Origin of the sequence: Maridesulfovibrio sp. (assembly GCF_965230075.1) — a bacterium.
Classification (GTDB): Bacteria; Desulfobacterota; Desulfovibrionia; order Desulfovibrionales; family Desulfovibrionaceae; genus Maridesulfovibrio.
The window spans coordinates 3776402-3790028 of sequence record NZ_OZ245945.1 but is presented as its reverse complement, the minus strand read 5'-3'; the positions used below and the strand labels follow the sequence as shown (position 1 = coordinate 3790028).

The following is a 13627-nucleotide window of genomic DNA, read 5'->3' as shown; positions in this document are numbered from 1 at the left end:
TAATGATCTCCCTTTCATCCGTATCAACTATGACGCTTGCCGATGCTGCTTTGTTCTATGCAAAGCAGGGGCTCCCCGTCTTCCCATGTTCAGGAAAGCGGCCTTGCGTTTCCGGTGGATTCAAGAGCGCGACTAACGACCTTAATCAAATCACCCAATGGTGGCAGCAATTTCCACAGGCAAATATAGGCAGCCCGACCGGAGCGAACAGTTTTGTTCTGGATATTGATCCACCGCACGGGGAAGAGTCGCTTGCTTTGCTTGAAAGTCAGAACTCACCACTACCCGAAACATTAACCCAGCGAACCGGGAGTGGGGGACGGCATCTATTCTTCATACAGCCTGCTGATATTGAGATCCGCAACTCTGCCAGCAAGATCGGCAAGGGGCTCGATATCCGGGGAACTGGCGGTTACATTATCCTACCGCCATCGGTTCATGTTTCGGGTGATTCTTACCAATGGTTAACCGAATGTTCTCCCGCTGAAGCTCCTGCTTGGCTGGTAGAGCTTATTCTTAATGGCTCAGGGTCCAACTCACAGACAAAACAACCTGCATATGTTCAATCCCTACTGCAGGTAGAGAAAGGAACCCGAAACGATTCTTTAAACAAGGTCGCTTTTCAGGTCGGGAAGGACATTGCTTCAGGGAAGGCGGATGGCGGGAATGTTGAAGCTATTGCCAAAGCAGCGTTACAAACAGGTCTGGGACCGAAGGAAGTTCAACGGACTCTTCAGAGCGGAGTACAGGCCGGAAAGAAGGTTGTGGAAGAAAGCAATCCATATTCAGGGCTAACCACCTCAGCGTGGCCGATCCCGGACAAAGCGGTTTTTTACGGCTTTGCTGGAGAATTTGCAGAATTTGCGGTGGAGAAGTCTGAAGCTGATCCTATTGCCGTCCTCGCGACTTTTCTCTGTCGGTTCGGGGTTGAGGTCGGGCAGTCTCCGCACATGTTTGCCGGAGAAAAGCAGTACAGCCGGATAAATGCCGTGCTGGTTGGGCAGAGTTCGAAAGCGCGTAAAGGCACCTCATCCATTCCTATTCGGGAACTGTTCGCCTTCAATGAAAAGGAATGGGTTTCGGCACAAACTTCTCAAGGACCGCTGTCCAGTGGTGAGGGCCTGATCCATGCCATACGTGACCCGGAACTTAAATATCATGTGGATAAAAGCACCGGAGTTGGCGAACAGATTACGATGGACCCCGGAGTTGATGACAAACGTCTTTTTATCCTTGATCAGGAATTTGCCGGGGCTCTGGCCTGTACAAAGCGGGAAGGCAACACGCTTTCAACTATTGTCCGTACCCTGTTTGATGGCGGAACCATCGAGCCGCTGACCAAAACAAGTAAGCTGGTGGCAACAAATCCGCATGTTGCCATTACCACCCATATTACTTTGCAAGAGCTGCACGCTCGACTTGATCGGGTTGAGATCTTCAATGGCTTTGCAAACCGTTTCCTATGGCTCTGCGTCCGCAGAACGAAATTGATTCCTTTTCCTGAACCTTTGGACAGCCAACATGTGAGGTCGTTTCAAAAGAAGCTTCATTCATTGCTGGAGTCCTCGAAAGTATGTTCTCAGATGGATTTTGATCCTGAAGCTAAGGCAGAATGGGGAAACATATATCCATTGCTGGCGAAAGAGCGTGCAGATCTGCTTGGTTCGGTGCTTAACCGCTCCGAAGCTTATGTCCGGCGCATTGCACTGATTTACGCCTTGCTTGATGGAAGTGACAGCGTTCGGCTCCCTCATTTGAAAGCGGCCCTTGCTCTTTGGGATTATTGCGAACAGTCAGCGCGGTTCATCTTTGCAGGACTGGAAAGTGATTCGACTTGTCAGAAAATTATGGAAGCTTTGGAGGAGTCTAGCGGAAAGCTGGATACTTCCGGTCTATATAAATTTTTCGGGAACCACATTTCAAAGCGAAAGATGACCGTGGCCCTGAACAACCTCCTTGCCAGTAAAAATATCCGAATCGAAGAAGTGAAGCCGCAAGGAGGAGGAAGACCACGAAAAATATTTTATTTATGCGAAAAAAGCTAATTTTGCGAATTTACTCAAAGTGCGTTGCGAGTAAGTTAGCAAAATTCGCACACTTCATATTGAATTAGTAAATTCGCAAAGTTCGCGAAATTCGCGCTGAAAAAGAATAAGTAATGAGTCGGTAAATGGCGATTCATCGGCCATCCAAATCGCCGTCCCCAATCATTGCTAATTGGTTTAAATATGTCAGGCAGATGACAGTATTTGTCTATTGGATAACGTAAGGAGTAATTAAAAATGGGCGAACAACACGCTCAGACGATACATGAAGCTTTAGAGTTTCATATCTAACAAAAATTTTCTTACTTCGTTTTGTTAAGGAACCTTTTATGGTATATAAGCTTAATTCCCAATACCATATGGTCCTAGAGGCAATCCAAGAGATACAAAGCGTCACATCAGAACCTCAGCCTAAAGGAGGCACAATGCAGTCCAAAATGAAACTTTCCAGCATTGACCTGATTGAGGTTCTTGAAGCTCCAGAACATGCCGATATAATGAAGGCTTTCCGCATTCGCAAATTTCGTAAAGGTGAAATTCTAAACTCTCCTGACACGGAAGAGAATTACGTCTTTATTCTGAAAGAAGGCAGAGTGCGGATTTTTTTGTCTTCGCCATCAAGAGAATTCTTACTTTCTATTCTAAGTCCTGGAGATGTTTATAGTAGTCACACCAGAGCGAGCTGCGAAGCCTTGGAAGATGGAAGTATGTTCGTATGTCCTGTTAATGAATTTCATAGAATAGCCGTATCCCATAGTGAATTCACCATGACAATGGTCAAAGTGCTTGGAGAGCTTTTATCCAGTTCATTCTCAATCATAGACGGTTTTGCATTCCGCAATACTGAATTGAGGCTGGCTTTATTTCTATATGAAGAAGCACTTTCCAACGGCAAGGAAGGTGATGGGGGAGTGATCCTTGAAACCAGCTTGACGGTAGAACAAATTGCTCAAATGTTAGGGGCATCGCGCCAAATGGTTTCAACACTTCTTAATGGGATGTATAAATCTGGTCTTATTGAAAAGGTGCGCCGAGGCACTTTCTTCATCCCCGACATGGAAAAGCTAAATAAGGCAGCTCAACTTCCTTTCTGATTTAAAATTCTAATTTGTCAAAACCCGGACAGAAAGATCTCCTGCTTTAGTTTTATCACACTGGCAGGAGGTTTTTATAGATGTTCTCTACTTCTCAGACTGCCTTGGTCGCCGGGGCTATCTTATTGGTCCTGGGTGAAGTGCTGGCTCTCAGTTCAGCAAAGAATCTTAAGCGGCTGCTTCTCTTTTCAACCTTGGCTGAATGCGGATATTTATTAATCGGTTTCGGAACCGCTTCAGTATCAGGTGCGGCAGGAGCTTTGCTCCACCTCACCTACCAGTCTGTCATACGCGGACTGTGCTTTTTAGCAGCTTATCGGCTGGCTATGCACGCCGGTTCATGGAATGTCGATAACCTCCGAGGTATTCATAGGGCCATGCCCTATACCTCGGTCTTATTCGGATTCGCTATGTTCTCTTTCATGGGCCTATCCCCGTTCAAAGGTGCTATCAGCAAATTCGTGATTATGTATGCGGCCATTGAAAATGGAAACTATATAGTTGCTGCCGCTTGCACACTGGGAACCATCATTGCGGCGATGTATATCATTAAGGTTATACAAGCTGTATGCTTTGAAAAAATATCCGTAGATGAGTCGGCTACTGAATATGCTGACGCCTGCTCGTTTACAGGAATTATTTGCGTAGCTCTTGCTGCAACAACAGCTCTGCTGACAATTTCTCCGGAACCGCTTATCCATGCCTGTGAAGAACTGGCACTGGACCTTTTAGGCACACACCAAACCTCCGGACTTCCTCATTTTGAACAGCCGTGGCCCACAATTGTCCTTGTTCCCTATCTGGGAGCATTCGCAGTTTTTCTAGTGGGTAGATATTCATATAAATTACGAAATATATTAATATCGCTGACGACTTTAGCCTCAATCTGCACTTTATGGCTGCATTCCGGGCTAGATGAACTATCTGCCTTAATCGCGCTCCTCTATACATTCATCTGTTCCATCGTGGTCCTGTATTCCATCGGGTATGTCGGAAACCGTCCTCACTCAAACCGCTACTTCTTCTTTCTTTTTCTGATGTTCGGCTCTCTAATCGGGGTTGCGACGGCTTCTGATCTAGGGACTTTCTACCTTTTCTGGGAACTTATGACCTGGACGTCCTACCTTCTGGTCATTCACAAGCAAACAGAAAAAGCCCTCAGAGCGGGGTATAAATATTTCATAATGTGTGTCTCTGGGGCTTGTATCATGCATTATGGCATACTCTTGTGGCATTCATACTCAGGAAGTTTCGAGATCGCATCTTTATATATGCCGGTCGAATCGATGCCTCTTGTAGTAATGGCGTGTATCGCAGTAATGTTTTTTGTCGGTCTGGGTGTAAAGGCAGGGCTATTCCCCTTTCATTCATGGCTACCGGATGCTCACCCTGTAGCACCTTCATCAATTTCCGCCCCAATGTCAGGAATCCTGACCAAGGCGGGTATTGTCGGACTGCTGAAGTTCATACCGCTGTTTGCAAGCGGGGCCGTTCCGATCTGGATAGCAACCGAAGCGTCAATACTGCCACAACTGACAATGATGGCCGGAGCATGCACCCTGCTGATTGGAGAGGTTAAGGCTCTCCGTCAGAACGACATTAAACGAATGCTCGCCTATTCCACTCTGGCACAAGTCGGCGAGATTGCCCTTATTCTCGGAATTGACTCTGGGCTGACAACGACTGCGGCTCTGGGACATATAATTAACCATGCCGTCATTAAAAGTCTGCTCTTTCTTTCCGCCGGTGCCTTTATCCTGCGAGCGGGAACTCAGAGCATAGACCAGTTATCGGGACTGGGTAAAAAAATGCCCCTTACTGGCGCATGGTTTGCCATCGGCACACTATCCATTATGGGGTTGCCCCCGTTCAACGGATTCATCAGCAAATTCCTGATGCTCCACGCCGCAGTTCAGACTGATTCATATATCATCGCCGGTTTGATCCTTACCGGTAGCCTGATCGGAATCATGTACTATGCTCGGTTGCTTAAAGTTCTATTTTTTCAGTCGTGTGTGCACTCGGAGGTCAAAGAAGCCCCCATGACCATGCAACTGGGCATGATGGCTCTGGCTGCCGTGTGTATAATATTCGGTCTCCAACCGAAACTGTGGATGAATAAAGCCTCACTCGCGGCGGAAGCGACATGGCGAACTGTCGACCTCCTCCCTGACCTTACATTGAATTGGCCTGTTGCTACGCTGCTTCCCCTTGCCGGGGCGGCAGTCATAGCGCTCCTGCGTAGCAACCGTTCTCAAGGTATTGCAGCTGCCGTGTTAACCGCCATGACAGGCGTGCTTTTATTGCTGACTACTCCTGAAACGGAACCCTACGCACTGGCCTTTTCTTTACTCGTCGTCGCTTCCGCCACCCTTTGCTTTATTTACTCGGCCGGCTACATGGACCACAGCCACACCCAATGGCGCTTTTATGGAAGCAGCCTCTTTATGATCAGTGGCCTGATTGGACTCTCTTTATCCACCAACCTGTTCAATTTTTTTGCCTTTTGGGAAATAATGAGCAGCTGGCCACTTTTCTTCGTAATCATTCATGAAGAAAGTCAGGATGCTCTCGCTGAAGGAAGCAAGTACTTCCTGTTTAATATGGCTGGAGCTTCAGTTTTGCTTATTGGTATTCTCCTGCTCGGTAATATATCAAACAGTTACGATCTTCAGCAGATTGCACAAGCCTTACCGGATATCCCCGCTACCACCTGGTTGCTCCCTATAGGCCTAATCGGAATAGGGTTGCTGATGAAAGCGGCCATGCTTCCGCTGCGTATTGATTGGCAGATGCACCCGTCAACGGCTCCCACGCCCATCAGCGGATACATTTCAGCAGTACTACTGAAAAGTGCTCCCATCGGATTTATCCTGCTTTGTTTTGTCCTTGGTCACGGCATTCTACCAAGCCCTGAAATGCAGGGGTTAATGTATATATCCGCGTGGATTGCCGGAGTGACAATCTTCTATGCCGCCTACAAAGCCGTAACCCATTCAAGCATAAAGCTTGTACTCATATACTCCACTGTCAGTCAGATGGGGTACATCCTGCTGGGAATATGCCTTGGCACCTCATTGGGAATAGCTGGGGGAATGCTGCATCTGGTTAACCATATGGTCTTTAAAAACCTCGCCTTCCTGTGTGCAGGAGCCTTGATGTACAGAACTCATGCCCACTCACTGGATGAACTGGGCGGCATCGGGCAGCGCATGCCACTGACAACCCTTGCTTTCGGAATCAGCGCTCTTTCTGCAGCCGGAGTTCCTCCTTTTAGTGGCTTCACTTCCAAATGGATTCTTTACACAGCTCTGATTGAACAAAATGAAATTCTGCTCGCACTCCTCGCACTTTCCGGGAGCGTGCTTACTCTGGCTTATTTTGCCAAGTTTTTGCATTCAGCATTCTTTGGTCATCTCTCTCCGAAATATGCACATATACGAGAAGCAAAACTCACGATGCTTATACCAATGTGCATACTCTCTGCTATCAGTATTGTGACAGGAATCTTCCCTGGCCTGCTGCTTAAGCCCATTGCAACAATCGAGTCATCTCTGGGAATCACCCCTATTGCGACCAGTTTGGGTGGAATAACCGGAGGTTCTGGAGAATGGAACGCCTCTCTCATGGCTTTCATGTTGTTAATTCCCCTCTGCCTTTCAATACTTTTACTCCGGATCTTATCCCGAAAAGTCAGACGGACAGGAATCCATTTATGTGGAGTTACCGAACTTCCCCCAAAGGAAACCAATGTTTCGGCCTCAAACTTATATGAAGCCCCTTTACAATTTGTAGAGCGCTTACGAGGCCTCATCCAAATTCCGTTCTTCAAGGAGAAAGCATAATGCTGGAAGGATACATCAGCGCCGGAACGGCAATGCTCATATTTCCAGGCGGTATTTTCGCCCTCATAACCGGGTTGCTGCTCAAGGGAGCCGACAGAAAAACCGTTGCCCGACTGCAACGCAGGGTCGGCCCCCCTCTTTTGCAGCCTATCTACGACATCGTGAAGCTGTGCACTAAGGAAACCCTGATTCCTCAAACAGCCAATTCCGCAACATTCCTGCTTGCCCCGATTCTCGGACTGGCTGGGGCCATGACCTGTGCCGCCATTGTTCCCATAAGCGGCGCATGGTCGGGAATTCCCGGAGCGTCAGACATATTTGTCCTGCTTTACCTGCTTGCCCTTCCGGCAATAGCTTTTATGCTGGGAGGTTCAGCCTCAAGCTCCCCCTACGGAGCTCTCGGCTTCTCCCGTGAAATGATCATTATGTTTGCTTACGAGATTCCGCTTCTGGTTACCCTTCTTGCGACCGCTCTCCGGGCCGGAGGAGACTTCTCACTAAACGGGATCATCAACTATCAGCTTTCACATGGTCCGTTCATTCTAGACCCCTTAATGCTCCCTGCATTTTTGGCATACCTTGTCTTTATTTCGGGAACAATGGGAGTTGGACTATTTGATATTCCTGAAGCGGAGACAGAGGTCATTGAAGGCCCTATCCTTGAGTACTCCGGCCCCCTTTTAGCCCTTTTCAACCTGATGTCTGCCGTAAAACTGTTTGTAGTGCTCAGTCTAGGTGTTGCCCTGTTCTTACCTAGCTCCCTGCCTGGCGGGGCGGCAGTCAATGTTGTTTTCCACTTATTAAAATGTCTTGTACTGATGATCGTTTCAGTCTCCCTCTTCAGGGCTTCCACCGGACGACTCAGAGTGGAGCAAGGCTTTATCTTTTTCTTAAAGTATCCTTCCTCACTGGCTTACCTTAGTCTGGGGTTGGTATATTTTCTTAATTAAGCGAGGTTATCATGCTTAAAATGATCCAACGTATGGTTCCACGTTCGCCGTGGCTGTACAGAATCAATGCCGGTTCGTGTAACGGTTGTGATGTGGAACTGGCCACCACAGCCCTGATACCGCGTTTTGATGTGGAACGTCTGGGCTGTAAATATTGCGGCAGTCCACGTCATGCCGACATTGTACTCATCACCGGTCCGCTGACCACGAGAGTCAAGGAGCGCGTCCTGAGCGTCTATGAAGAAATCCCTCATCCAAAGATCACGGTTGCAGTCGGAATTTGTCCCATCTCCGGAGGAGTCTTCAGGGACAGTTACTCAATTGAAGGGCCCATGGACCAATACATCCCGATCGATATAAATGTTCCCGGCTGTCCTCCCAGACCACAAGCGATTATCGAAGGCATTATGAAAGCCTGCGAACTCTGGAAGAACCGGCTTGCGGAGGTGAAATAATGTTTCCCTTTCTAAAAGTAATTATTTCAAACGTTCTTAAAGGACCATCAACAGAACCGTTCCCTCTGGGAAAGGCACACACTCCTAAACGGTTTCGCGGCAGTGCGGTGCTGGATCCATCTCTTTGCATTACCTGCGGTATATGCAGCCACGTTTGTGCCGGAGGCGCTATCTCAATGACAGATACTCCCATTGGAGATGGTGTAGAGTTTAGAATCTGGCACAACACCTGTACATTCTGCGGCCTTTGCGAACACTACTGTCCCACAAAGGCTATTCACATGAGCCAAAATTGGCATCTGGCCCACGCGCAGGATGAAAAGTACCGCTGCTGCGAAACCAAATTCGTTCAATACCCCAAGTGTCTTGCTTGTGGAAAACGCATGCTTCCATTGCGACGAGACAAACTCGGCACCAAAGCCATAGGATCAAATGAAGCTGAATATATTATGAAGATATGCCCTGAATGCAGGCGCCGCCATACAGCTCGTAACCAATTACAAATAATCAAGCCTGATGCTGAAAGGAGATAGTATGTCCCACCACCTAAATGCATCTCTCGATTCTTTTGACGCACTGTTACAGTATACCGATCTGGAATACACATGTGATGCAAACAAAAACACATTTGTCTGGTGTCAGCTATCCAGACCTGAAGTGTTAACCGAAGTGGTTGAAAAGCTGACAGAATACGGAGCCAGACTGTGTACCATCACCGCTTACAATAAAGATAAATTCACAGCGGATGGAGAAATGGAAATTGTCTACAGCTTCGACATAAACGGAGTTATATTCACTTTGAACCTGAAGCTTCCCCCGGAAGTCCGGACTGTCCCCTCTATAGTCGGATTGTTCGCCAATGCCGACTGGCATGAACGTGAATTTGCAGAGCTCTATGACCTCAAATTAACGGGGAGACCGAAGCCCCGACGACTCTTTCTTGATCCGACCCTTGATAGCGGAGTCATGAACCGTCTGGTCCCACTCTCATCAATGATGAACGGTGCTTCCAGCAGTATGCTGTGGGAAAAAATTTTCTCCGAAACCACCACTCCCGACTGGGCAAAGGAGGTCGAATAATGGCTGAATATACAATGCCCATAGGCCCGTTACATGTAGCTCTTGAAGAACCGATGTATTTCCGGGTGGATGTTGAAGGAGAGACGGTAAAAAATCTTGAAATAACTGCCGGTCATGTTCACCGGGGAATGGAATCGCTGGCCATGCAACGCAACTATTTCCAGAATATAACCCTCACTGAACGCCTATGTTCTCTCTGCTCCAACAGCCATCCCTGCACCTACTGCATGGCAATCGAAAATCTCGCCGGGATAGTTGTTCCGCCTCGAGCCACATACTTAAGGGTCATTGCAGATGAGATTAAACGCATAGCATCCAATTTATTTAACGTCGGTATCTTGGCCCATATCATAGGTTTCGAATCCATGTTTATGCATGTCATGGAAATCCGGGAGTTAATACAGGATGCCAAGGAAGGGGTATACGGCAACCGCATGGACCTTGCAGCCAACTGTATCGGCGGCGTCAAATATGACTTAGAAGAAGAAACTGAACAATTCTTGCGCGGACAGCTCGAAAAATTAAAAAAGTCACTCGATAGAATATACCGCCTCTACGAAAATGAACCGCTGATCAAAACCAGAACACAGGGTGTCGGCATCCTGCCAGAAAAAGATGCAATTCATATGGGGGTTGTCGGGCCCGTAGCCCGAGGCTCCGGGATAGCATATGATATCCGCGACAAGGCACCGTACGCCGCTTATGACCAACTTAGCTTTAGCGTTCAAACCGAAACAAGAGGAGACGTACAGAGCAGGGCGCTGGTCCGTCTACGGGAAGCTGTAGATGCTGTATCGCTCATAGAACAAAGTCTTGATCAAATGCCCATTGGACCAACTGTTCCTGACCGTTTACCCAATATTCCCGAAGGCCAATCCGTGGCCCGTTCGGAAGCTCCGCGTGGAGAACTTATTTATTATCTGAAATCAGATGGAACAGACAGACCGCAACGTCTGAAGTGGCGGGTTCCTACCTATATGAACTGGGACGCATTGCAGATAATGATGAAAGATTGCAAAGTCTCCGATATTCCCCTTATTGTAAACAGCATCGACCCATGTATCTCATGTACCGAGCGATAGACTTCTGACAAAGTGATCCAATATATTGCCGGATGATTAAACCGCCCCCCTGCCTATGCAGGGCGGCGGTTTTTTTCTGCAATTTTTTAGCTCTGTCAACTATTGGACAGAACTTGTTCCGGAACTGCGCTTTATTAAAGAAACAACTTTAATCCATTGCATGGCCCTGCATGCATGGGGTGTGGAGTGAAATAATGCACGAAGCTTCCATTGTACTAGGAATAATGAGCATCGTTGAAGAAGAAGTCAAAAGGCTACATCTCAACAAAGTCAACAAAATCACCATGTGCTTGGGAGAATTTACCTGTGCAGAAGTCCAGACACTGCGAGATTGTTTTGAACTAGTAGCAGAACCAACATTGGCCGCTGAAGCTGAACTGATCATTGAGTCGGTTAAAGCAACTGCAGAGTGCAACAGATGCAGGAAGGTGTTCCCCGTAAAAAAACAAGAGATGGAATGCCCGTACTGTGGAAGCAAAACAATGCGCCTGAAAAGCGGGCGTGAGCTTTATGTGAAAAGTTTCGAAGCGGACTAAATACAAAAAGAGGTAAAACGTGCCTGAATATCACGACAATTCAATCATTTATGGAGACCAGAAAAAATGCATCGGGTGCAAGCAATGCGAAATATCATGTGCCGAAAGCCATAGTGGATGCAACCTGATTGAGGCCCAGATGAACGGATACAAGCTTGTTTCCAGAATTCACATTATCCAGATTGATGGAATTAATGTCCCCATGCAATGCCGTCAATGCGAAGATGCTCCCTGTGCATACGCATGTCCGACCGGGGCTATTTATCAAGACAGCGGTATTGTCAAAATTAATGAAAAACAATGCATCGGGTGCAAGGCTTGTGTAATCGCCTGCCCCTTCGGTGCCATCGAAGTCTGCCGGGAAGGATTTGCCGTAGAACCGGGCAGAACCAATCTGGGAATAGCCAAAAAATGCAACCTGTGTGAGCACCGCAGTACTGCTGGCAGCAAACCTTTATGCAGCTGTGTGAACGCGTGTCCTACGGGTGCATTGAAACTGATTAAACTTTCTGAATACCGGAAAATGATGATGCGCTCCCGAGCCCGGGAAATGGCCCACATCCACTCTAACAATCAAGGATAATAATATGAGCCAAGACAAATCCATAGACAAATCCATGGCAACCCTTATCCCCATTGCTGAGGCTGAGGGTATTGATACTCCCTGGGACCGCTATGAGAAGATGCAGCCCCAATGCGGATTCGGCGAACTGGGTATCTGCTGCCGTATCTGTTGGAAGGGCCCCTGCAGGATTGATCCCTTCGGTAACGGACCCGACCGAGGAATATGCGGTGCAACAGCTGACGTTATCGTCGCCCGTAACCTGATCCGTATGCAGGCTGCCGGGGCTGCCGCACATTCCGAACACGGCAGACACATAGCCCTTGCCATGAAACATGTTGGAGATGAAGGGCTTGAGGCATACCGCATTAAGGATGAAGCTAAGCTCCTTAAAGTTGCTGAAACCTTGGACATAGATGTTGAAGAAAAATCTTCACAAGAGATAGCTTCAGAAGTGGCCCGGATTTCACTGGATGACTTCAGAAATCAGGACCACAAAAAAGGTTGCACCTGGATAACCAAAACTCTCCCTTCAGAGCGAATTGAACGGCTTAAAAAGGCCGGGGTACTCCCGCACAACATTGATGCCGCAATTGCTAATATTATGGCTCGAACTCATGTCGGATGTGACAGCGATCATATAAATTTACTCATGGGCGGTATTCGTGGAGCTCTAGCTGACTATAACGGTATGGTGCTGGCAACAGAACTTTCAGATGTGCTCTTCGGAACACCTGCACCAACTATTAGCAAAGCCAACCTGGGAGTTCTCAAAGAAGGTGCTGTTAACATTGCACTGCATGGCCATAACCCGTTATTAAGCGAAGTTATCTGTGACATGGCCATGCTTATGAACGACTCAGCCATTGATGCCGGGGCACCGGAAGGGATTAATGTTGTCGGCATTTGCTGTACAGGTAACGAAGTGATGATGCGCCACGGAATCCCCCTTGCCACCAACTATCTCTCACAGGAATTGGCGATACTGACCGGAGCTGTCGATTCGATGGTTGTAGATGTACAATGTATTATGCCTTCCATTGCAACTGCCGGTAAATGTTATCACACTGAAGTAATAACAACTATGCCCGACAACAAGATAACAGGTGCGCGTCATGTCGAATTCAGCGAAGAAGACGCTCTTGAGCGGGCCCGGGAAATTGTCACCCTTTCCATTGAGGCATTTAAGAAACGCGATCCTAAGCGGATTAATATTCCCAAGGTTAAAGAAACAGCCATCGTGGGTTTCAGTGTTGAGGCAATCATCGGTGCACTTACCCACGTCAATGCAAAAGATCCTCTCAAACCTCTGATTGATGCAATTGTAAGTGGAGAGATCAAGGGTGTAGCCCTTTTTGCAGGATGTAATAACGTCAAGGTCAAACAGGACCATGCATACAGGACTATGGTTAAGGAACTGCTCAAACGAGATGTTCTGGTACTCGCTACCGGTTGCGGAGCCGGAGCATATGCCAAAGATGGTATGATGACGCAAAACGCTGCAGAAGAATATGCAGGCAAATCGCTGCTCGGAGTGCTGACTGCAGTCGGGACAGCTGCAGGACTCGGTGGTCCTCTCCCTCCTGTCCTGCATATGGGGTCATGTGTAGACAATTCCAGAGCGGTTCAGTTGGCTTCAGCACTGGCCAATGCTCTCGACAAAGATCTTAGTGATCTACCTGTGGTTGCTTCTGCCCCGGAGCTGATGTCTGAAAAGGCAGTTGCCATCGGAAGCTGGGCAGTAGCACTGGGCTTACCGACCCATGTGGGTGTCATGCCGCAAATAACAGGCGCTCCCGGAGTAGTAAAAGCATTGACCGAAGACGTAAAAGATATCTTTGGTGGCTTTTTCATACCCGAAACCGACCCTGTAAAAGCGGCTGACAAGCTCTATGATGAAATTCTGGAGCGTCGTAAAAGCTTAGGGTTGTTCACATAAAATCAAAAGGAGTACCCCTGCACGGGGTACTCCTTCCAT

At 47.8% G+C, this 13627-nt stretch carries 11 protein-coding genes; all 11 read left to right on the top strand.

Going from position 1 to position 13627, the window contains the following annotated elements; genetic code table 11:
* The first annotated feature begins 2 nt into the window (after positions 1–2).
* The 11 genes from ACO05Z_RS17150 (at position 3) to cooS (ending at position 13588) form a co-directional block, all read left to right on the top strand.
* A complete protein-coding gene (locus tag ACO05Z_RS17150) occupies positions 3–2045 on the top strand; it encodes a bifunctional DNA primase/polymerase (protein ID WP_421903405.1) in 2043 nt (680 codons plus the stop codon).
* Positions 2046–2470: 425 nt separating this feature from the next.
* Positions 2471–3139 (top strand): Crp/Fnr family transcriptional regulator, encoded by a 669-nt coding sequence (locus ACO05Z_RS17145; protein WP_421903404.1) that lies wholly within the window; start codon positions 2471–2473, stop codon positions 3137–3139.
* Between the two features lie 80 nt (positions 3140–3219).
* The gene (locus tag ACO05Z_RS17140) at positions 3220–6984 is read left to right on the top strand and encodes a proton-conducting transporter membrane subunit (RefSeq protein WP_421903403.1); all 3765 of its coding nucleotides are present in this window, start codon (positions 3220–3222) and stop codon (positions 6982–6984) included.
* Positions 6984–7934 carry a respiratory chain complex I subunit 1 family protein gene (locus tag ACO05Z_RS17135; protein WP_421903402.1) on the top strand — a complete coding sequence of 317 codons (951 nt, stop codon included), beginning with the start codon at positions 6984–6986 and terminating at the stop codon, positions 7932–7934. Before ACO05Z_RS17140 ends, ACO05Z_RS17135 begins: the two co-directional genes overlap by 1 nt.
* A gap of 11 nt (positions 7935–7945) precedes the next feature.
* Positions 7946–8389, top strand: a complete 444-nt coding sequence (locus ACO05Z_RS17130) for an NADH-quinone oxidoreductase subunit B family protein (RefSeq protein WP_421903401.1) — start codon at positions 7946–7948, stop codon at positions 8387–8389.
* Positions 8389–8922, top strand: coding sequence for a 4Fe-4S binding protein (locus ACO05Z_RS17125; RefSeq protein WP_421903400.1), 534 nt, complete (start codon positions 8389–8391; stop codon positions 8920–8922). Before ACO05Z_RS17130 ends, ACO05Z_RS17125 begins: the two co-directional genes overlap by 1 nt.
* 1 nt (position 8923) lies before the next feature.
* Positions 8924–9469, top strand: coding sequence for an NADH-quinone oxidoreductase subunit C (locus ACO05Z_RS17120; protein WP_421903399.1), 546 nt, complete (start codon positions 8924–8926; stop codon positions 9467–9469).
* Positions 9469–10551 carry a nickel-dependent hydrogenase large subunit gene (locus tag ACO05Z_RS17115; RefSeq protein ID WP_421903398.1) on the top strand — a complete coding sequence of 361 codons (1083 nt, stop codon included), beginning with the start codon at positions 9469–9471 and terminating at the stop codon, positions 10549–10551. Before ACO05Z_RS17120 ends, ACO05Z_RS17115 begins: the two co-directional genes overlap by 1 nt.
* A 194-nt stretch (positions 10552–10745) precedes the next feature.
* Positions 10746–11087, top strand: coding sequence for a hydrogenase maturation nickel metallochaperone HypA (locus ACO05Z_RS17110; RefSeq protein ID WP_421903397.1), 342 nt, complete (start codon positions 10746–10748; stop codon positions 11085–11087).
* Between the two features lie 19 nt (positions 11088–11106).
* Complete coding sequence (locus ACO05Z_RS17105; RefSeq protein WP_421903396.1) at positions 11107–11670, top strand: 4Fe-4S dicluster domain-containing protein; 564 nt, start codon at positions 11107–11109, stop codon at positions 11668–11670.
* A 4-nt stretch (positions 11671–11674) separates the two neighbouring features.
* Positions 11675–13588, top strand: coding sequence for an anaerobic carbon-monoxide dehydrogenase catalytic subunit (cooS, locus tag ACO05Z_RS17100; protein WP_421903395.1), 1914 nt, complete (start codon positions 11675–11677; stop codon positions 13586–13588).
* Positions 13589–13627: the final 39 nt, after the last annotated feature.

Excerpts from the sequence above, each read along its gene's own strand:
- ACO05Z_RS17110 (WP_421903397.1), top strand. The coding sequence starts at position 10,746 with ATGCACGAAGCTTCCATTGTACTAGGAATAATGAGCATCGTTGAAGAA.
- ACO05Z_RS17135 (WP_421903402.1), top strand. The coding sequence starts at position 6,984 with ATGCTGGAAGGATACATCAGCGCCGGAACGGCAATGCTCATATTTCCA.
- ACO05Z_RS17120 (WP_421903399.1), top strand. The coding sequence starts at position 8,924 with ATGTCCCACCACCTAAATGCATCTCTCGATTCTTTTGACGCACTGTTA.
- ACO05Z_RS17140 (WP_421903403.1), top strand. The coding sequence starts at position 3,220 with ATGTTCTCTACTTCTCAGACTGCCTTGGTCGCCGGGGCTATCTTATTG.
- ACO05Z_RS17125 (WP_421903400.1), top strand. The coding sequence starts at position 8,389 with ATGTTTCCCTTTCTAAAAGTAATTATTTCAAACGTTCTTAAAGGACCA.
- ACO05Z_RS17145 (WP_421903404.1), top strand. The coding sequence starts at position 2,471 with ATGCAGTCCAAAATGAAACTTTCCAGCATTGACCTGATTGAGGTTCTT.
- ACO05Z_RS17130 (WP_421903401.1), top strand. The coding sequence starts at position 7,946 with ATGCTTAAAATGATCCAACGTATGGTTCCACGTTCGCCGTGGCTGTAC.
- ACO05Z_RS17115 (WP_421903398.1), top strand. The coding sequence starts at position 9,469 with ATGGCTGAATATACAATGCCCATAGGCCCGTTACATGTAGCTCTTGAA.
- ACO05Z_RS17150 (WP_421903405.1), top strand. The coding sequence starts at position 3 with ATGATCTCCCTTTCATCCGTATCAACTATGACGCTTGCCGATGCTGCT.
- cooS (WP_421903395.1), top strand. The coding sequence starts at position 11,675 with ATGAGCCAAGACAAATCCATAGACAAATCCATGGCAACCCTTATCCCC.